Source organism: Saccharopolyspora erythraea, from assembly GCF_018141105.1.
Taxonomy (GTDB): domain Bacteria; phylum Actinomycetota; class Actinomycetes; order Mycobacteriales; family Pseudonocardiaceae; genus Saccharopolyspora_D; species Saccharopolyspora_D erythraea_A.
Genome location: NZ_CP054839.1, coordinates 5,962,971 through 5,980,760, shown reverse-complemented (window position 1 = coordinate 5,980,760; position 17,790 = coordinate 5,962,971). Strand labels below are relative to the sequence as shown.

Annotated in this window: 14 protein-coding genes; 9 read left to right on the top strand and 5 right to left on the bottom strand. The window is 71.9% G+C overall.

The genetic code is table 11. The features are described 5' to 3' along the window. Positions 1 to 2: 2 nt before the first annotated feature. From HUO13_RS26700 to HUO13_RS26685, 4 genes are all read right to left on the bottom strand, one after another. On the bottom strand, positions 3 to 959 hold the full coding sequence (locus HUO13_RS26700; protein WP_211897782.1) for an AAA family ATPase: 957 nt from the start codon (positions 957 to 959) through the stop codon (positions 3 to 5). Then, the gene (locus tag HUO13_RS26695) at positions 956 to 2,830 is read right to left on the bottom strand and encodes a fibronectin type III domain-containing protein (protein ID WP_211897781.1); all 1,875 of its coding nucleotides are present in this window, start codon (positions 2,828 to 2,830) and stop codon (positions 956 to 958) included. Before HUO13_RS26695 ends, HUO13_RS26700 begins: the two co-directional genes overlap by 4 nt. Before the next feature lie 101 nt (positions 2,831 to 2,931). Beyond that, positions 2,932 to 4,209: a sensor histidine kinase gene (locus HUO13_RS26690; RefSeq protein ID WP_211897780.1), complete on the bottom strand. Its 1,278-nt coding sequence runs from the start codon at positions 4,207 to 4,209 to the stop codon at positions 2,932 to 2,934. Then, positions 4,206 to 4,892, bottom strand: a complete 687-nt coding sequence (locus HUO13_RS26685) for a response regulator transcription factor (protein ID WP_211897779.1) — start codon at positions 4,890 to 4,892, stop codon at positions 4,206 to 4,208. Before HUO13_RS26685 ends, HUO13_RS26690 begins: the two co-directional genes overlap by 4 nt. 34 nt (positions 4,893 to 4,926) lie before the next feature. On the opposite strand from HUO13_RS26685, the gene HUO13_RS26680 reads away from it, so the two are divergent. The 4 genes from HUO13_RS26680 to HUO13_RS26665 all read left to right on the top strand — a co-directional run bounded on the left by HUO13_RS26680 (position 4,927) and on the right by HUO13_RS26665 (position 10,379). Next, positions 4,927 to 6,717 (top strand): AfsR/SARP family transcriptional regulator, encoded by a 1,791-nt coding sequence (locus tag HUO13_RS26680; protein WP_211897778.1) that lies wholly within the window; start codon positions 4,927 to 4,929, stop codon positions 6,715 to 6,717. A 226-nt stretch (positions 6,718 to 6,943) separates the two neighbouring features. Beyond that, a complete protein-coding gene (locus HUO13_RS26675; RefSeq protein WP_211897777.1) occupies positions 6,944 to 8,005 on the top strand; it encodes a hypothetical protein in 1,062 nt (353 codons plus the stop codon). Further along, positions 8,002 to 8,715: a helix-turn-helix transcriptional regulator gene (locus tag HUO13_RS26670; RefSeq protein WP_211897776.1), complete on the top strand. Its 714-nt coding sequence runs from the start codon at positions 8,002 to 8,004 to the stop codon at positions 8,713 to 8,715. Before HUO13_RS26675 ends, HUO13_RS26670 begins: the two co-directional genes overlap by 4 nt. Beyond that, positions 8,715 to 10,379, top strand: a complete 1,665-nt coding sequence (locus tag HUO13_RS26665; RefSeq protein ID WP_211897775.1) for a right-handed parallel beta-helix repeat-containing protein — start codon at positions 8,715 to 8,717, stop codon at positions 10,377 to 10,379. Before HUO13_RS26670 ends, HUO13_RS26665 begins: the two co-directional genes overlap by 1 nt. 57 nt (positions 10,380 to 10,436) lie before the next feature. Here HUO13_RS26665 and HUO13_RS26660 read toward each other — a convergent pair whose 3' ends face one another. After that, the gene (locus tag HUO13_RS26660) at positions 10,437 to 11,102 is read right to left on the bottom strand and encodes a response regulator transcription factor (protein ID WP_211897774.1); all 666 of its coding nucleotides are present in this window, start codon (positions 11,100 to 11,102) and stop codon (positions 10,437 to 10,439) included. 273 nt (positions 11,103 to 11,375) lie between these two features. Here HUO13_RS26660 and HUO13_RS26655 point away from each other — a divergent pair, with 273 nt between their 5' ends. From HUO13_RS26655 to HUO13_RS26635, 5 genes are all read left to right on the top strand, one after another. After that, entirely contained in the window at positions 11,376 to 12,218 is an 843-nt protein-coding gene (locus HUO13_RS26655) for a PhzF family phenazine biosynthesis protein (RefSeq protein ID WP_211897773.1), read from the top strand. A 442-nt stretch (positions 12,219 to 12,660) separates the two neighbouring features. Beyond that, positions 12,661 to 13,986, top strand: a complete 1,326-nt coding sequence (locus HUO13_RS26650) for an MFS transporter (protein WP_211897772.1) — start codon at positions 12,661 to 12,663, stop codon at positions 13,984 to 13,986. A 2-nt stretch (positions 13,987 to 13,988) separates the two neighbouring features. Then, positions 13,989 to 14,900, top strand: a complete 912-nt coding sequence (locus tag HUO13_RS26645; protein WP_211897771.1) for an alpha/beta hydrolase — start codon at positions 13,989 to 13,991, stop codon at positions 14,898 to 14,900. A gap of 15 nt (positions 14,901 to 14,915) precedes the next feature. Beyond that, positions 14,916 to 16,190 (top strand): glucarate dehydratase family protein, encoded by a 1,275-nt coding sequence (locus tag HUO13_RS26640; protein WP_211897770.1) that lies wholly within the window; start codon positions 14,916 to 14,918, stop codon positions 16,188 to 16,190. A 545-nt stretch (positions 16,191 to 16,735) separates the two neighbouring features. Next, positions 16,736 to 17,776, top strand: a complete 1,041-nt coding sequence (locus tag HUO13_RS26635; RefSeq protein WP_211897769.1) for a C40 family peptidase — start codon at positions 16,736 to 16,738, stop codon at positions 17,774 to 17,776. The last annotated feature ends 14 nt before the right edge of the window (positions 17,777 to 17,790 follow it).

Here is a 17,790-nt window from a genome sequence, read left to right as displayed (position 1 = left end):
GGTTACCTGCCGGCCGCGTTGATCGCCGGCGCGGGCGTCGCGGCCAGCACCTCGGCGACGATCTCGTCGGTGCCGCGCCGGTTCAGCTCCGCCTCCGCGGTCAGGATCAGGCGGTGGGCGAGAACCGGCACGGCGACGTCCTTGATGTCGTCGGGCGTGACGTAGCCGCGCCCGGCCATCGCGGCGAGAGCCTGCCCGGTCCGCACCAGCGCGATGCTGCCCCGGGGGCTGGCGCCGAACCGGACGGCCGCGTGGTCGCGGGTGGCCGCGGCGAGCCTGGCCGCGTACTCGACGACCGCGCGGTCGAGGTGGGAACGGCGGACGTCCTCGATCGTCGCGCGCAGGGTGTCGATGTCGACCACGGCGGGCAGGTCGTCGGCGCTGACCCCGGCGCAGTCGCTCATGATGACCAGCACCTCGGAGGAGACGTCCGGGTAGCCCACCGACAGCCGCATCAGGAACCGGTCGAGCTGCGCCTCCGGAAGCCGGTAGGTGCCCTCCATCTCGATCGGGTTCTGCGTGGCGACGACGAGGAAGGGACGGGGCACCTCGTGGGTGACGGCGTCCACGGTCACCCGCCGCTCCGACATGACCTCGAGCAGCGCCGACTGGGTCTTGGGGGTGCCGCGGTTGATCTCGTCGGCCACCACGACGTTGGCGAACACGCTGCCGCGGTGGAAGGTGAACCGCTCTTCCTTCTGGTGGTACACCGTGACCCCGGTGATGTCGCCCGGCAGCAGGTCGGGGGTGAACTGGATCCGGTTCCAGCCCCCGCCGATGCTGCGGGCGAGGCAGCGCGCCAGCGTGGTCTTGCCGAGACCGGGCACGTCCTCGATCAGCAGGTGCCCCTCGGCCAGCAGCGCTGCGATCGCCAGCCGCACCAGTTCCGGTTTGCCGCGGATCACCTGCTGCACGTTCTCGGTGATCAGCCTGGCCACTTCTCCCGCTCGCGTGCTCATCCGGCGGGCCAGGTGTAGCGCTCGGACGTCAGGCCGATCTCCTCGATCACGATCCACACCTGGTAGCCGACCTCCCCGAAGTCGATGTCGTCGAACGAGACGTTGCCGTTCTCGTCGGTTTTCCAGCTCGGGCCCGGGTTTTCCCATCCGGGCGCGTTGGAGTACGGGTTGAAGTGGTACTCCGTGTTGGGTTCCAGACCGGTGGCCTCGATGTGCATCTCGGCGCAGTCCGGTCCGCAGCCGGGGTAGTCGCTGTCCGGTCCGCGGGTCACGGTGATCGTCCGCGCCGGAATCACGACCTGGGTGCTCGCCCTGGTGCCACGGCCCGCGCTGTTCTCGGCGACGACGGTGACCGTGTAGCTGACGCCCTTGTCCAGTCCGGAAAGGACGGCCGAGCGGGCGTTGCCGGGCACGGTGAGGCTGCCCGCGCCGGTGGCCGGTTGCCACGTCACGTGGTAGGCGGTCACAGGCGCGCCGTTGGGAGCGGCGGCCCCCCAGGTGAGCTGCACGGTGTTGCCCTGCGGGGTGGCCGTGAGGCCGGTCGCGATGCCGGGCGGGCTCGCCGGGACCGGCTTCGGCGCCGGGGGCGGCTCCGGTGTCGGCCTGGGCTTCGGTGGCGGCGGGGGTTGTGGCTGCTCGCCTCGAGCAACCTGGTCGGGCTCCCTGATCGGCGAGTGCTCGGCCAGCACGGCAGGCTCCGGGTCCCTGCGGGGTTCGGGCCGCGGCGCGGGTTCCGGTTCCCGCTCGGCCGGTGGCGCCTGCGGCCTGTCGGGCCCGTCCGGCCGCTCCTCGCCGACCAGCGGCACCTGGCTCACCGCGCCGTCGGCGTCGACGACCATCACGTGTCCGCCCTTGTCGCCGTCGATGTAGACGCGACCGTCCTCACCGCGCGTCAGCCTCGGCTCGCCGGTTTCGGGAGGGATGGGGGTGACCCGTGGCGGTGTGCCGTCGCCGGTGTAGGTGCGCGCGGTGTTGCCCCGCAGGTCGAGCAGGACGACCGACGATCCGCTCGGCTCCGGGCCCGCGTACTCGCCCTCGGGCAACTGGACCGTCACGGGCTTGGCGGGCGGCTTGGGCGTGGTGAGCCTCCCGCCGTCGACGAGGTGCAGCTGGTGCTTGGCGGGGTCGAGGACCGGGATGCGTCCGGCCGAGTCCGCGGTGCCGACCTCAGCCGTGGCCGGCAGGTCGACGCCGAGGTCCACCGGGTCGCCGAGCTGCCCGTCGGCCACCACTCGCACGGTGTCCTGGGTGGTGTCGACGAAGGCCGCCTGCCGGCCCACCACGGTCAGCTGACCGCTTTGGCCCGGTGGCGTCACGGTGGGACACGACACCTGGTCCGCGCCCTTGGGCAGCTTGCACAGCACACCCGACGCGAGCCGGTGCAGCCAGAGGGTGCCGTCCGGCGTGACCACCGGGTCGCCCAGACCCTGTCCCGCGCGGATCGTCGCGGGCTGTTCGCCGAGCCGGACCACGGTTCCGGCCTCGCGGTAGACGAGGTACGGCCCGCCGGGAGCCTCCATGCCGACCGGCCGCTCGCCGGTCGGCGGCGTGATGGTGCGCTCGACCTCCAGAGTCGACTTGCCGAACTCCGTGATCCGCGCCTGGCCCACCACGTATGCGCTGGTCTCGCCCTGGTAGACGCGGCTTCCCGGGTCGATCGCGACGGGTGCCTGCGCGTCCACCGCCTTGGCGGCACCGTTGACGTGGAAGGCGATGTCCAGGTCCGGGTTCGCGATCCAGTGCCCGGACGGCGCGAACGCCAACCCTCGCGGGGACTCGCTCGCACCGGAGACAGCGATCGCCAAGGTGGCCGCGCACGCGACCACGAGCAGTGCCACCGGCAGGCGATGCCACAGCTTCCTCCTGCTCACGGAGGGGAGCTTAGGACAAGCCGGTACATGGAGGGTCCAGGTTCGGTACAAGAACCCGGACGGCCCAGCACGGGGGCCCGTTCGCCCTGACAGCGGAGGCGTCACTGCGCGAGCGGGAACTCCAGCTCGAAGATGGCGCCACCCTCGTCCGCGTTGTAGACGCGCAGGAACCCGCCGTGGGCCTGCGCGGTCCAGCGCACGATCGACAGGCCGAGGCCGCTGGATCCGGCGCCGCTGGTGAACCGGTCGAAGGACTCCTCGGCGACCGAGGCGTCGATCCCGGGTCCGTGGTCGGCCACGGTCACCCGCCCGCCCGCGACCGTGATGTGCACGATCGCGGCCGAGCCCGGCTGCCTGCCGTAGCGCAGCGCGTTGTCCAGCAGGTTGCCGACGGCCCGTTGCACCAGGCTCGGGTCGGCGTTCACCTTCGTCGGTGCCGTGGTGACGGTGACCTGCGCTTCGGGGGCGGAGGTCTCCTCGACGACGCCGGTGACGAGCTGGTCCAGCCAGACTGGCTGGATGGCCAGCTGCTCCACCCCGGCCGCGAGCCGCGCCCGCACGAGCAGGTCGTCGATGATGGAGCCCATCCGGGACGCCAGCCGCACCGTGCGGGGCAGCAGGTCGGGGCGGTCCGCGGGGTTGCGCCAGGCCGTCTCCGCCAGTGCTCGCAGCGCGGCCACCGGAGTGCGGAGGTCGTGCGCGGTCTCGGCGAGCAGCACCTCCTGCTGCTCCAGCGCCGTGACCGCGGGCCGGATCGCCCGGCCCGACAGCACGTGGCCGGCCACGCCGACGGCGCCCACCAGCAGCAGGCAGCCGCCGACGACCCACAGCACGACACCCCGGTGCCTGGCCAGCTCGGCGGCCGGGTCGCTCACCGCGACGATCGCGCCGACGTACTGACCGGCCGAACTGAGGAACGGCTGGGTGACCACCCGCACGAGACCGCCGTCGGTGCTGGGCACGTAGCCCTCGACGAACCGTCCGCTGGCGGTCGCCTTGCGCGCGAGCCCGTGCAGGTAGCGCTGGTCCACCGGTGCGCAGTCGCGCCGGCTGAAGTGCGGCTCGAAGTCGCCCGCCCCGGCGGGCAGCACGGCGAACTCGGGGCAGCTCGTGTCGATCTGGTCCTGGCTGATGAACGCCGTGACGACGGTGTCGCCGTTGTACTGGACCAGCCGCGACGCCGCTGCCGCCACCCTCCTGAGCTCGGCGTCCATCCGCAGTTCCCCCTGCGCGCGGTCCTGCGCGACGAGCAGGACCGCCAGCACGAGCAGCCCGGCGGCGTTGAGCACCGTGAACAGCAGGGTGAGCAGCAGGCGCAGCCGCCGCAGCCGGTCGGCGGCCGAGGTCGTCGCGACCCGCTCCGAGGCCGAGGCCGTCACGACCCGCTCCGACCGCCACCGAGCCGGTAGCCGACCCCGCGCACCGTGTGGATCAGCTCGGGTTCCCGCAACTTCGCCCGCAACCGGCGCACCACCACGTCGACCACATTGGACATCGGGTCGGTGCTGGTGTCCCAGCAGTGCTCGATCAGCTCGGTGCGGGTGACGACCTGTTCGGGGCGCGCCATGAGGCACTCGAGCACGGCGAACTCCTTGTCGCTCAAGGTGAGCAGGACACTCGCTCGACGCGCCTGCCTGCGCGCGCTGTCGAGCTCGAGGTCGGCGTGGCGCAGCACCGTCGGACGCCGCTTGCCGGAGCGGCGGCACAGCGCGAACACCCTGGCCGTCATCTCGGCCACCGCGAACGGCTTCACCAGGTAGTCGTCGCCGCCGTGCTCGAAGCCCGCGACCCGGTCGGCCACGGTGTCGCGTGCGGTGAGGAACAGCACGGGTACCGTCCAGCCCTGCTGGCTGCGCCGGTGCACGTAGTCGGCCGCGTCACCGTCGGGCAGCATCCGGTCGAACACCACGCAGTCGTGGACGCCGTCGGCGAGCGCGGCGTCGGCCTGCGCCAGATCCGCGGCCTCGTCGACGCGGAACCCGTGCGCGGCGAGCTCGGTGGCCACCGCGACCCGCAGGTCCTCGTTGTCCTCGACCACCAGCACGCGTGCTGACGTTGTCATCGGAACCTCATGTTCGTGCGGGGATCGTGGCGGCATGATCTTCCACGTGCTGGGGCCGCTGGAGGTGCACGGCCCCGACGGCGAACCGCACCGGCTCGGCCACGGCAAGGCCGCGACCGTGCTGGCGACACTGCTGCTGCACCCTAACGCCTGGGTCACCAGCTCCAGGCTGATCGACGAGACATGGCACCAAACGGCCGCGCCCGCCTCGGCCGAGGCCAACCTGAAGACCTACGTGTGGCAGCTGCGGCGCATGCTGCCCGCGGAAGGCGGCGAGCCGCGCATCGAGAGCGCACCGGGCCGTTACCGGCTGCGGCTCCAGCCGGGCGAGCTGGACACGCACCAGGTCGCCGAGCACGCGGCCAGTGCGCGTGCGGCGGCGGACGCAGGCGAGTTCGCCACCGCGGTCGACGCGCTCGAAGAGGCACTGGGGTTGTGGCGCGGACGCCCCTTCGAGGGCGTGGTGGGTGCCGCCGACCACGAGGCCGATCGGCTCGGGGAGCTGCACCACCACCTGCGGGAGGAACTGGCCGAAGCCCAGTTGGCGCTCGGCCGCATCCGGGAAGCCGTGCACACGCTGCGGGCGCTCACCGAGGAGGACCCGCTGCGCGAAGGAGCGTGGGCGAGCCTGGTGCGCGCGCTGAACGCGTCGGGCAGGCGCGCCGAGGCGTTGCGCGCCTACGGACAGGCCCGGCGGATCCTGGCCGACGAACTCGGCGTAGGCCCGGGCGAGGAACTGAGCACCGCGTATCGGGCGGCCCTGGGGGAGGCCACCGTGAACACCCGGCGGGAGCTGCCGAGCGACGCGGCGCACTTCACCGCTCGTGCGGCCGAACTGGCCACGATCCGCGGGGCATCCGGCGGTGTGGTGCTGGTGGAGGGCATGCCCGGTGTCGGCAAGACCGCCCTCGCGGTGCACGCGGCGCACGGGCTCGCCGACGCCTTCCCCGACGGCCAGTTCTTCGTCGACCTCCGTGCTTGCGCCGTCGTGGACGACGCGAACGCCGGTGCGTCGTCCGCCGCGCGTGTGCTCGATCCTGCCGACGTGCTGGCCCGGCTCCTGCGCCGCGTGGGTGTCGACGACGCGTCCATCCCGGACTCGCTGGACGAACGCGCCGCGCTGTGGCGCTCGGAGCTTTCGCGCCGGCGAGTGCTGCTGGTGCTCGACGACGCCGTCGGCATCGGCCAGGTCGAGCCGCTGCTGCCCGCGGGCAAGTCCAGCTTGACGCTGATCACCACCCGCAACCGCGACTGGCACGTCGACGGCGCCGTGCGGATCGGCCTCGGCCCGCTCGCCGAACAGGACGCGGCGGCGATGTTCCGAGCCGCTGCGGGAGTGCGGGCCGCACATGAGGCGTTCGACCGGCGCGGCGGCGACGATGCGGTCGAGGCCGTGGTGCGTCTGTGCGGTGGGGTACCGGCGGCGATGCGCGATGTCGCCGCCAGGCTCCATTCTCGTCCTATGTGGACTTCGCAGTCGCTGGCCCGCGAGCTCCGCGCCGGCCCGTGCTGGGTCCTTGCCTGCACGCGCGACGGCTACCGGCGTGCTCTGGCGACCGCATTCGCGCAGCTTCCACCGGCCCAGCGCTCGGCCCTGCGCGCACTGGGCGAGTTGCCCGGCGAATTCGACCTCGCCGCGGCCGCGCGGGTGCTCGGCCGCGCACCGGAAGCCGTGCGACCCACCCTGGAAGCACTGGTGGACGCCAGCCTGCTGGATGCGCTTTCGGGAGAGCGGTACCGCGGCCACCGGCTCGTGCGCCACTACGCGCGGTGCCAGGGCTGCGATCCGGTGAGCTCCGGTACGCCTGCCGCGCGGGTCGCGTGAGGGGGCGGCGATGACTGCGGAGAAACAACAACAGCCCGCCGCTGTGGGCGAGCATCCGCGGCTGCAACCCGCCGCGAAAGCCGCGCCTCAGGCAACCGGGCGGCCGGTGGCGACCGTCGCTGCCGCCGTGCGGACCGCCGCGACGCGGCCGGCTGTGCCCGGCCTGGCGCCGCAGGCAGGGCCGGTCGAACCGGCACAAGCCCGGTCGGCCCCCGTCACGGCGCCGATGGCGGTTCAGGTCGAACCGCCGCGCGAGCGACCGGTGCGCCGGGAACGGCTCGAACTGCCGGTGCTGCGCATCGTGTGCTGGCAGCTGGCTCTCGTGCTGGCGTTCCTCGCGGTCGGCAGGCCGTGGCCGGTGGTGATGGCGTGCGTCTTGGCCGCGGCTGCGTTGCTGGCTTGGACCGCGTTGCGGGTGCGGGGCCGCTGGCTTTCCGACGAGCTGACGCTGCAGGCGCGGTTGTTGCTGCGGCGCCGCGACCGCGACCTTCCCGAGACCGAGGGCGGCCGCGTCCTGTTGGAGACCCTGGCTCCGGGTGCCGCGGTGCGCACCGTCGAGCTCGCCGGGACACCCGCCGGCGTGGTGAGCCGCGGCGAGGAGCTGCTCGCGGTCCTGCGACCGGTCGGCGCCGATCGTGCGCTCGCCGACCTCGCGCTTTCGGGGGCACTGCTGGCCGACACCGGCGAACCCGGTGCCGCGCTGCCCGCCATCCGGATGCAGCTCGTGCTGCACCGCGGTCCACGGCAAGCGGACCGGACACGCATGTGGCTGGCCGTGCGGGCGCTGCGTGAACCGGGCTTCGCCGACGACACCGAACTCCTCGTCGCCCTGAACAGCACGGTGCGCAAGCTGCACCGCAAACTCCGCGGGGCCGGCGTGGACGTCGCCGCGCTGACCGAGCGGGAGGTGTTCGCGACGCTGGTCGCGCTCACCCACACCGGACCGGGCCGAGGCGCGATCCGGGAGGAGCGTCGGTTTTGGCGAGCGGGGCCGATCGCGCAGATCGGTGTGCGGCTGACCGGTCTCGGTGCACGCGCGCCGCACGCACGCCTGCACACCCTGCACCAACTGCTCGATGCCGTGCCCGGCGCCGCGTGCACCGTCGCGGTCACCGTGCCGGAGCACTCCGCGGTGCTGCGCCTTGCGGCCACGAACGACGCCCATGCCGACGCGGCCGCCGAGCGGCTGCTGCGGATGCCGGCGGCGCGAGGGCTGCGGCTGGAACGGATGGACAACGAGCACGCACCGGCTGTCGCCGCGTCGTTGCCGATCGGAGGAAACCCATGATTCCCCACTCCTTGCCCGAAGTCCGCGAGATGCCGGCTCGGCTCACGGTCCTGCGCGGGGACTCGTCGTGGCCGCCGGTGTCCCGGCACGCGCGGGTGGACGCGAAGCTGGCCGCCGCGCAACGGGAGGTGCTCGTCGTCAGCTCGCTTTCCGGAGGGCCGGGCGACCCGGTCGCGGCGTGCCGCCGGATCGACCACGCCAACCTGCGGCGCGGAGTCCGCTACCGCATGTTGTGCCCCGACCACGTACGCACCGCGGCCGGACCCGCGCGCCGCCTCGGGAAGCTGGCGCAGGCCGGTGCGGAGATACGCACGATTCCCGCCGTCCCCATCGAGGCTCTGGTCGTCGACGGCGCGGTCGCCATCGTGCCGGACAACCAGCGGGGAAGGCCGGACGACATCGCCGTGCTCCACCTGCCTACCGTCGCCGAGACGATCAGCGAGCTGGTCGAGCACCTGTGGCCCGCCGCGGTGCCCCTCGTCGCGAGTGACCTGCCGGATGCCACCGAGTTGGCGGGGCGGGACCGGGAGCTGCTCACGCTGCTCTCCGCGGGCTGCACCGACGAGTCGGCGGCAGCGGCCCTCGGCGTCTCCGTGCGTACCGTGCGCCGCATGGTGTCGAGCCTGATGAGCAGGCTGGGCGCACGCAGCCGGTTCCAGGCGGGAGTCAAGGCCGCCGACCGCGGTTGGCTGACCGGGAGGGCGAGCTGATGACGGCATCCGCCGGCCGCACCGTCCTGGTCGATCCCGGCAGGCACGGTGCCTACGCCTCCGTCGGCGACGCGGTCCTCGACGCCCCCGACGGCACGTGCGTGTCGATCGCCGCGGGCACGTACGCCGAGACGCTGGAACTCCTCGGCCGCAGCCTCACCCTGCGCGCGGCCGACGGCGCGGACGTGCTGCTCGACGGCACCGGTGCCGACGTGCCGGTGCTGCTCGCGCGCGGTGGCGCGCTCGCCGTGCACGGACTGACCGTTCAGGCAGGAGACGCCGCGGCGGTGCAGGCCGAGAACGCAGAGCTGACCATCGCCGGCTGCACCGTGCGCGCGGACCGCGGACCGGCCGTGGCGGTCAGGGGACCGGGCCCCCTGGCGATCAAGGACGTCACCATCACGGGGGCGGAACACGGGCTGGTGCTGGAAGGCACGTCCGGAGTGGTGGAGAACGTCGTCATCGACAACGTCGCCGCGGACGGGATGATCGTCGGACTCGGCGCCGACCCCGTGATCCGCTCGTGCGAGGTGAGCGGGTGCGGGCAACGCGGGCTCTACATCTACCAGCACGCGCGGCCCGCGGTGGAGAACTGCCGGATCGCCCGCACCGGCCAGGCCGCCATCGTGGTCGCCCACCGCAGCGAGCCCGCGCTGCGCCACACCTCCGTGCGGGACGCCCGTGGCGTCGGCATCGACGTGGGACCCAACTGCGGGGGCTCGATCGAGGCGTGCGACATCGACAACACCGCCGAGCCCGCCATCCGGCTGGCGAGCACCGCGACAGCGGAGGTCGTGGCGGAACCCACCGGCCTCCTCGGCGGTTCGAGCCCGCTGGACGCCTCGCTCGCCGAACTCGACGGCATGGTGGGACTGCCCGGTGTCAAGGCCGAGGTGCGTTCGCTGGTGGACGAGATCCAGGTGAACTCGTGGCGCTCGCGAGCCGGGCTGTCCACCGGCGCGCTGAGCCACCACTTGGTCTTCGCAGGCGCACCGGGCACCGGTAAGACCACGGTAGCGCGAACCTACGGCAAGCTCCTGCGTGAGCTCGGGGTACTGCCGAGGGGCGAGTTCCGCGAGGTGTCGAGACGGGACCTGGTCGGCCAGTACATCGGCCACACGGCGGAGAAGACAGCGTCGGTCTTCGAGCAGTCGCTCGGCGGCGTGCTGTTCATCGACGAGGCGTACACGCTGTCCCGGCAGTCGGGCAGTGGCGGCGACTTCGGCCAGGAAGCCATCGACACGCTGGTGAAGCTGATGGAGGACCACCGCGAGGAGATCGCCGTGATCGTCGCGGGCTACACCGCGGAGATGAGCCAGTTCCTCGCCGCGAACCCCGGCCTGTCCTCGCGGTTCGCCAAGACCGTGGAGTTCGAGGACTACACCCCGGATGAACTGGTCGGCATCGTCGGCCGGATGGTGGCGGCGGGCGACTACGAGCTCGACCCCCAGTCCGGGCCGGCCCTCGCCGAGCACTTCGGCCGGATCTCGACGGCTCCTGGTTTCGGCAACGCCCGTGACGCGAGGAAGCTGTTCGATGCGCTGCGCAAGGCCCAGTCCGGGCGCCTGCGCAGGTTGGGCCGGATACCGGACGCCGGCGAGCTGCGCGAGCTACGGCTCGATGACGTGCTGACGGCGATCGATGCCGGTCAGCAGCTCCACTGAAGCCGGGCCGGTCGCAGCCGGGAGCCAAGGCGGCCGGCTCGTGGAGTGGGGAGGCCGTCAGCCGCGGGGTTCGCCGAGCAGGTAGCCGACACCGCGCACGGTGTGCAGCACTGGTGGCGGGCCGAGCTTGCGGCGGAGCTGGGCGATCAGCACGTCCAGCACGTTGGAGGCAGGCGGCACGAACTCGTCCCACACGGCGGCGATCAGCTCGGCGCGGCCCACCGTGTTCCCCTCCGCGGCGAGGAGACGTTCGAGCACGACGAACTCCTTGCGGGTCAGCCGCAGCGGGGTGCCGCCACGCCGCGCCTCGTGCCCGCCGGTGTCCACCTCGAGGTCCTGCCAGCGCAACACCGAGGAAGCGGGCAGGTCGCCGCGACGGCACAGGCTGCGCACCCGGACGACCAGTTCCACCACGGCGAACGGCTTGACCAGGTAGTCGTCGCCCCAGGTGAGCCCGTCGATGCGGTCGTGCACGGCGTCGCGCGCGGTGAGGAACAGCACCGGCACGCCCCACCCCGACTGCCTTCGGGTCTTGACGTAGCGCAGCGCGTCGCCCGCGGGCAGCATCCGATCGAACACGGCGCAGTCGTAGCAGTTGACCGCCAGCGCCTCGTCCGCCTGGGGAAGATCGTCCGCGGTGTCCACGGCGAATCCCGCGCCGCGCAGGGCGGCCTCCACCGCCACCCGCAGGTCCTCGTCGTCCTCCGTCACCAGCACCCGCATCGGCCTGACGTTAGCGGACCGTGGTTGCCGGCGGGCCTGGACGCCGCAGGGCGGTCAGGTCGCGAGCCACACCGCGCCTATGGGGAGCGCCCCCGGCTCAAACGGGTACGTGCTGATCGTGTGCGCGAGCAGTCCACTTTCGTGGAATTGGCTGTCGAGTCCAAGGCCAAATGCCGGTTAGGCTGCCGCCGGTACAGCTGTCCGCGGCGCACTTGGCCCATCACCGAACCGCGCCGCGGTCTCGTTCCAGGTTTGGCGAAAGGCCGTTTCATCGTGACCCGTTCTCGTGACCTCGCCCAGGTCGATGTCTTCTCCTCCACCCCGTACCTCGGCAACCCGGTCGCGGTCGTGCTCGATGGCGATGGCGTGGAGACCGAGGACATGCAGCGCGTGGCCCGGTGGACCAACCTCTCGGAGACGACCTTCGTGCTGCCGCCCACCACCTCGGAGGCGGACTACCGGCTGCGGATCTTCACCCCGGACGCGGAGCTGCCGTTCGCCGGGCATCCCACGCTCGGTTCCGCGCACGCCTGGCTGGAGAACGGCGGCACGCCTCGTCACGGCGACCGAGTCGTGCAGGAGTGCGGCGCCGGACTGGTCACTGTCCACAGAGGTGACGGCGTCCTGTCCTTCGCCGCGCCGCCCACCATCCGCGACGGGGCGATGGAGGAGGAGTTCCTCGGCGAGGTCGTGACCGCGTTCGGGATCAGCCGGGACCAGGTGCTCGACCACCAGTGGGTCGACAACGGACCCGGCTGGGCCGTGGTCAGGCTCGCGACCGCCCAGGAGGTGCTGGCGCTGGAACCGGACCTCTCGCTCATCCCGACCGCGATGGTCGGCGCTGTCGGGGCCTATCCCGAGGGGTCGCCGTACGACTTCGAGATGCGCACCTTCGCCCCCGGCGCCGGCGTCGCCGAAGACCCCGTGTGCGGCAGCATGAACGCCTCGGTCGGTCAGTGGCTGACCCGCACCGGAGCCGCCCCCGCCCGCTACCGGGTCTCCCAGGGCTCCCGCCTCGGTCGGGCTGGTGACATCACGATCACCGCTGCCGACGACGGCACCGTCTGGGTCGGCGGAGCCACCACCAGCTACATCCGGGGAACCATCAACCTCTGACATGGACAGGTAGCCGAACACGAGCAGACCGCAAGCCGCGCCGGCGCTATCGGCGTCATCTCCGCCCCGCGCCGTCGGCATCGATCCAGTTCCTGCATCGACCGATGCATAAGCTGAGTTGTTCCCGCATTGCTCAGCGCTTAGCGTCCATGGACATCGCGCATTCACCTGGAGGTCGCCGACGATGTCCGAAGACGCTCCATCCGCGCCTGCCGGGCAGTCGGGGTGCGCGCTTTTGTGCCGCGATTTCGCCTGTGGTGCCGTGGTTTTCATGGACGGCAGGCGGATTCTCGCGCACAACCCGCCGCCGTCGAGCTGACCTGGCTCCCGCTCTGCAGCCGGCTCGTCCGGATGCCCGGTCACGCCGTGCACGCCCACGACGGCGGCCGGCCGCGTCATCACCCCCACGTCCATCGACGCACCGAACTCGAAGGAGACCAACGTGAGTTCTCCCGCGGAGCCCGACGCTCGGCTCGTCGCCTCGGGTGCGGCCAAGTTCTTCCGGCGCATCCTGCCGATGCTGGTCTTGATGCTGGTGATCAACCAGATGGACCGCACCAACGTCGGCTTCATCAAGGAGCACGTGCAGCTGGACATCGGCGTCGGTGCCGCGGCGTTCGGGCTCGGCGCGGGCCTGTTCTTCGTGGGCTACGCGCTGTTCGAGGTGCCCAGCAACATGATCCTGGAACGGGTCGGTGCGCGGATGTGGCTGACCCGGATCATGATCAGCTGGGGTGTCGTGACCGTCGCTTCGGCCTTCGTGCAGAACGAGGTGCAGTTCGCCCTGGCGCGGTTCCTGCTCGGGGTGTGCGAGGCGGGCTTCTTCCCGGGCGTCATCTACTACTTCACCAAGTGGCTCCCGGACACCTACCGGGGGCGGGCGAACGCGATCTTCCTCGGCGGTTCGGCCACGGCCTACATCGTCACCGGGCCGGTTTCCGGTGCGCTGCTGGAGATGCACGGCGTCGGCGACATCGCGGGCTGGCGGTGGATGTTCTTCTTCGAGGGCGTGGTGTCGGTCGTCGTCGGGGCGCTGGCGATCTTCGTCCTGCGCTCGCGCGTCGAGGACGCTCCGTGGCTGACGCCGGAGGAGAAGTCGGCCCTGTCCGCGGCGGTCCGGCGCGACGCCGAAGCCCGTCGCTCGGCGGGCACCGCGTCCCGCTGGCGGCTGCTGCTCGACGTCCGGATCGTCTTGCTGACCATCGTCTTCTTCGCCATCGGCCTGACGACGGCGGCGATCACCTTCTGGCTGCCCAGTCTCGTCGGTCAGATCGAGGGCACGTCGGACTTCGCCGTGGGGCTGCTGTCGGCCATCCCGTGGCTGTTCGCGGTGGCGGCGATGTACCTGCTCGCGAAGCGGACCGACGGGGCCCCGGACCGGCGTCCGTACCTGGCCGGCGCGCTGGTGCTTTCGGCAGCGGGCGCTTTCCTCGCCACGGTCGGCGGTCCGTGGTTCGGGCTCGTCGCGCTGGTCGCGGCCGCGGTCGGCGTCAAGTGCGCGTCGACGATGTTCTGGCCGCTGGTCCCGCAAACCCTCGATGTCCGGGTCGCCGCGGGTGGTATCGCGCTGATCAACTCGCTGGGCAACCTCGCAGGGTTCTTCGCGCCGTCGCTGCTGGGCTACATCGAGGAGTCGACCGGCAGCACGGACATCGCGCTCTACGTGTTCGCGGCGGCGTCCCTGGTCGCTCTGGCCGCGTTGCCTGGGCTGCGCCGCATGCGCAAGACGAGTCCGGTCGGCGCCGTCGCCGAGCACGTGGGGAGGTAGTCGTGCTGGATGCGGAAATCGCGGCGCTGTACCAGCGCCGGGACGCGGCCGGAGTCCTGCCCACCTTCGCCGGCGGCCCGTCCGCGGCCGAGGCTCGCTCCCGGTACGCCGCGTTCCAGGCGCTCTACCCGAAGCCGGACTTCGAGGTCGCGGCGATCGAGCGGCGCACGGTTCCCGGCCGCCGGGGAGGCATTCCGGTGCGGGTCGTGTGGCCGCTCCGGCCGCGAGGGACGACCGTCGTCTACTTCCACGGCGGCGGGTTCGTGGTCGGCAGCGCAGACACCCATCTCGATCACGCGACCCGGATCGCCGCGAGCACGGGCGCCGTGGTGGTCAGCGTGGAGTACGCCCTCGCCCCGGAGCATCCGTTCCCCGCTGCGTGGGTGGACGCCGTCGATGCGGTCGAGCACGTCATGGACGATCCGGAGATCGGGGGCGAGGCGGATCGGACGGCCGTGGCCGGAGACAGCGCGGGCGGCAACCTCGCTCTGGGCGCAGCGTTGCACTGCCGGGACGCGGGCCGTCCGCTGCTGGGACAGCTGCTGCTGTACCCGGCGACGGACCTTCGCCTGCTGGCCGCGATCCCCAGCCACGCCACGGTGAACGGGTTCTACGCGGGTACCGATCCCGCGGTCCTGGAGGATCCCCGCGTCTCGCCCGTGCTGGCCTCGCACACGGGGCTGCCCCCGACCGTGCTGAGCGTGGGAAGCGAGGACTTCCTGCGAGAGGACAACTTCGGCTTCGCCACGGCGCTCGAGCGGGCCGGGGTCCCGTTGCGGGCCCTGGTGCACGATGGCCTGCCGCACGGCTACTTCCACCTCGGTGCGGTCTCGCGGGCGGCAGAGGCCGCGTGCACCACCGTCGTCGAGGCCTTCGCCGAGCTGCTCGGCGACGCGACACCACACCGACCCTGAGGAGAGGACTGGCCCATGGCGACCAGGCAGCGCATCGCCGACGTGGCGATCACCCCCGTCGCGTTCCAGGACCCGCCGCTGCTCAACGCGGTTGGGGTGCACGAGCCGTTCGCGATCCGCGCGATCGTCGAGATCCGCACGGACGAGGGGCTGAGCGGCCTCGGCGAGACCTACGGCGACACCAAGCACCTCGAACGGCTCGGACGGGCCGCCGAGCTGGTGGCGGGCACGGATGTCTGGGACCTCAACGCGCTGGCGGCCCGGGTCCGCGGCTCGCTGGAGGGCGACTCCGGCGCCGGCGGGCACGGCATGGCCGGGATGGTCACCAACTCCAGCACCGCCGACGCGGTGTTCTCCCCGTTCGAGGTCGCCTGCCTGGACATCCAGGGCAAGGCCACCGGGCTGCCGGTGAGCAGCCTGCTGGGCGGCGCGGTGCGGGACCGGGTCGACTACTCCGCCTACCTGTTCTACAAGTGGGCCGGGCACCCCGGCGCCGAGCCGGACCCCTGGGGCGCCGCCCTGGACCCGGACGGCGTCGTCGCGCAGGCCCGCCGCATGATCGACGACTACGGCTTCTCCGCGATCAAGCTCAAGGGCGGAGTCTTCGAGCCGGACGAGGAGATCGCGGCGATCAGGGCTCTCGCCGAGGCATTCCCCGGGATGCCGCTGCGGCTGGACCCCAACGCGGCGTGGACGGTCGACACCTCGATCCGCGTCGGCCGGGAGCTCGACGGCGTCCTGGAGTACCTCGAGGACCCGACCGGCGGCATCGAGGGCATGTCCGAGGTCGCGCGGAAGGTCCCGATGCCCCTCGCCACGAACATGGCCGTCGTCAGCTTCGCCGACCTCGACCCCGGAATCCGGCAGCACGCCGTGCGAGTCGTGCTCTCCGACCACCACTTCTGGGGCGGCCTGCGGCGCTCGCGGCTGCTCGCGGGCATCTGCGAGACCTTCGGCATGAGCCTGTCCATGCACTCCAACAGTCACCTCGGGATCAGTCTGGCGGCCATGACCCACCTCGCCGCCGCGACTCCCAACCTCACCTACGCCTGCGACACGCACTGGCCGTGGAAGGACCCGGAGGAGGACGTCGTGCAGCCCGGAGCACTGACCTTCAACGAGGGCGCCGTCGCCGTCCCGACCGCGCCGGGTCTCGGCGTCGAGCTCGACCGGGACAAGCTCGGTGCGCTGCACGAACAGTTCCTGCGCTGCGGCATCCGGGACCGGGACGACACCGGCTACATGCGGCGGATCGACCCGGCCTACGAGCTCCGCAAGCCCCGCTGGTGACGAGCGGAGCGCACCATGGATACCGGCGCCCCGCACCTCGTCAAAGACGTGGTGCGGCCAGGAATAGTCCACTGAGGACGCGGCAGCCCGCGATGCACGAATGCCACAAGGGCTCCGAAGAGCACCCGTCACCGTATGTGGCTCCCTGATCGCCTGCCTGTTGCTGCCGTGTAGTCGCCACGCCCTGCCCAGCGACGATCGGGGCCCACGCCGGGGCGGCACCGGCCGGATGCTGGTGCTGGGCGCGGATGTGATGGGATTGACCCAGATGGTCATGGTCGCGATCATGACCAGGACAGGACGCTGGCCCACATGGGCCACGGCCACTCCGTCGCCGCTGCCGGTGTGGTCATCGCCGTGCGCGTTGGAGCGATGTATCTGCCTTCTCCTCTCAGCGGTTTCCTGGTCGACCGCTTCGGCCCTGTGTGCGTTGCCGCGGCGTCGAGTGTGTCCCTGATCGCCGCCGGTCTGGTGGCGGCCCCGGTTCCTGGGGCATTCGGCACGGTTGTGCGTTAGATGATCCCGCAAGTGAAAGTGGTGTATTCATGGTCCGCTCCGAGCTGAAACGAACCGTGTGCGGTGCTGTCGCCCTCACCGCGGTGGCCACGAGCGTCGGTGTCAGCTCCGGTCCCGCGCTGGCTCAGCCGAGCACGCCGAACACGCTGTCCGAGGCGCAGCGGCAGCTTCGTGATCTGTCTCGCAACGCCGAGCTCCTCACCGAGGAGTACAAGAAGGCGCAGGACGACCATGCGGCGCGCAAGGCCGACCTGGACCGGGCCACCACGGAGGCGGACACGGCCCAGCGGGTGGCTGACCAGGCTCGAATGGAGGAGGAGCGGTTCCGCGGGGAAGTCGATCAGCTCACCAGCGCGTCCTATCAGGGTGCGCGCGTGAACCAGCTCTCCGCTTTGCTGGTCAGCGAGAGCCCCGACGACTTCCTCGACCGGGCGTCGGTCCTCGAGGTCCTGGCCAAGGACAACAACGAGGCGATCTCGCGGCTGGCCGATGCCACGCACCAGGCCGAGGACGCGCAGAGGCGGGCGCAGGACGCCCGCGGGCGAGCGGCGAGAGCCGAAGCCGACGCCGCGCGGATCACCGGCGAGATCGCCGCGAAGAAGGGCGCGATGGACGGCGAGGTCGCCCGGGTCAAGCAGCAGTACGACCAATTGAGCCCGGCCGAGCAGGACTCCCTGTCCGGTGAGAGCAGCAACGTCGGCTCGATCGCCGGGGCCGGTGCGGCGGTCCAGGCGGTCAACGCCGCGCTGGGCAAGCAGGGTTCGCCGTATGTCTTCGGTGCCAAGGGCCCGAGCCAGTTCGACTGCTCCGGGCTGGTGCAGTGGTCGTACAAGCAGGCCGGGGTGGAGGTGCCCGGGTCCACCAAGTCGCAGGTCAGCGAAGGCCGCGGTGTGTCGCGGAGCGATCTCAGGCCCGGGGACGTGGTGTTCTACTACAGCTCGGCCAGCCACAACGCGATGTACATCGGCGGGGGCAAGGTGGTGCACGCGCCCACCGAAGGTCAGGATGTCACCGTTGAACAGCTCGACGACATCGGGGACGTCAACAGCATCCGCCGGTTCGTCGGCTGAGCGCCCGGCGCAAG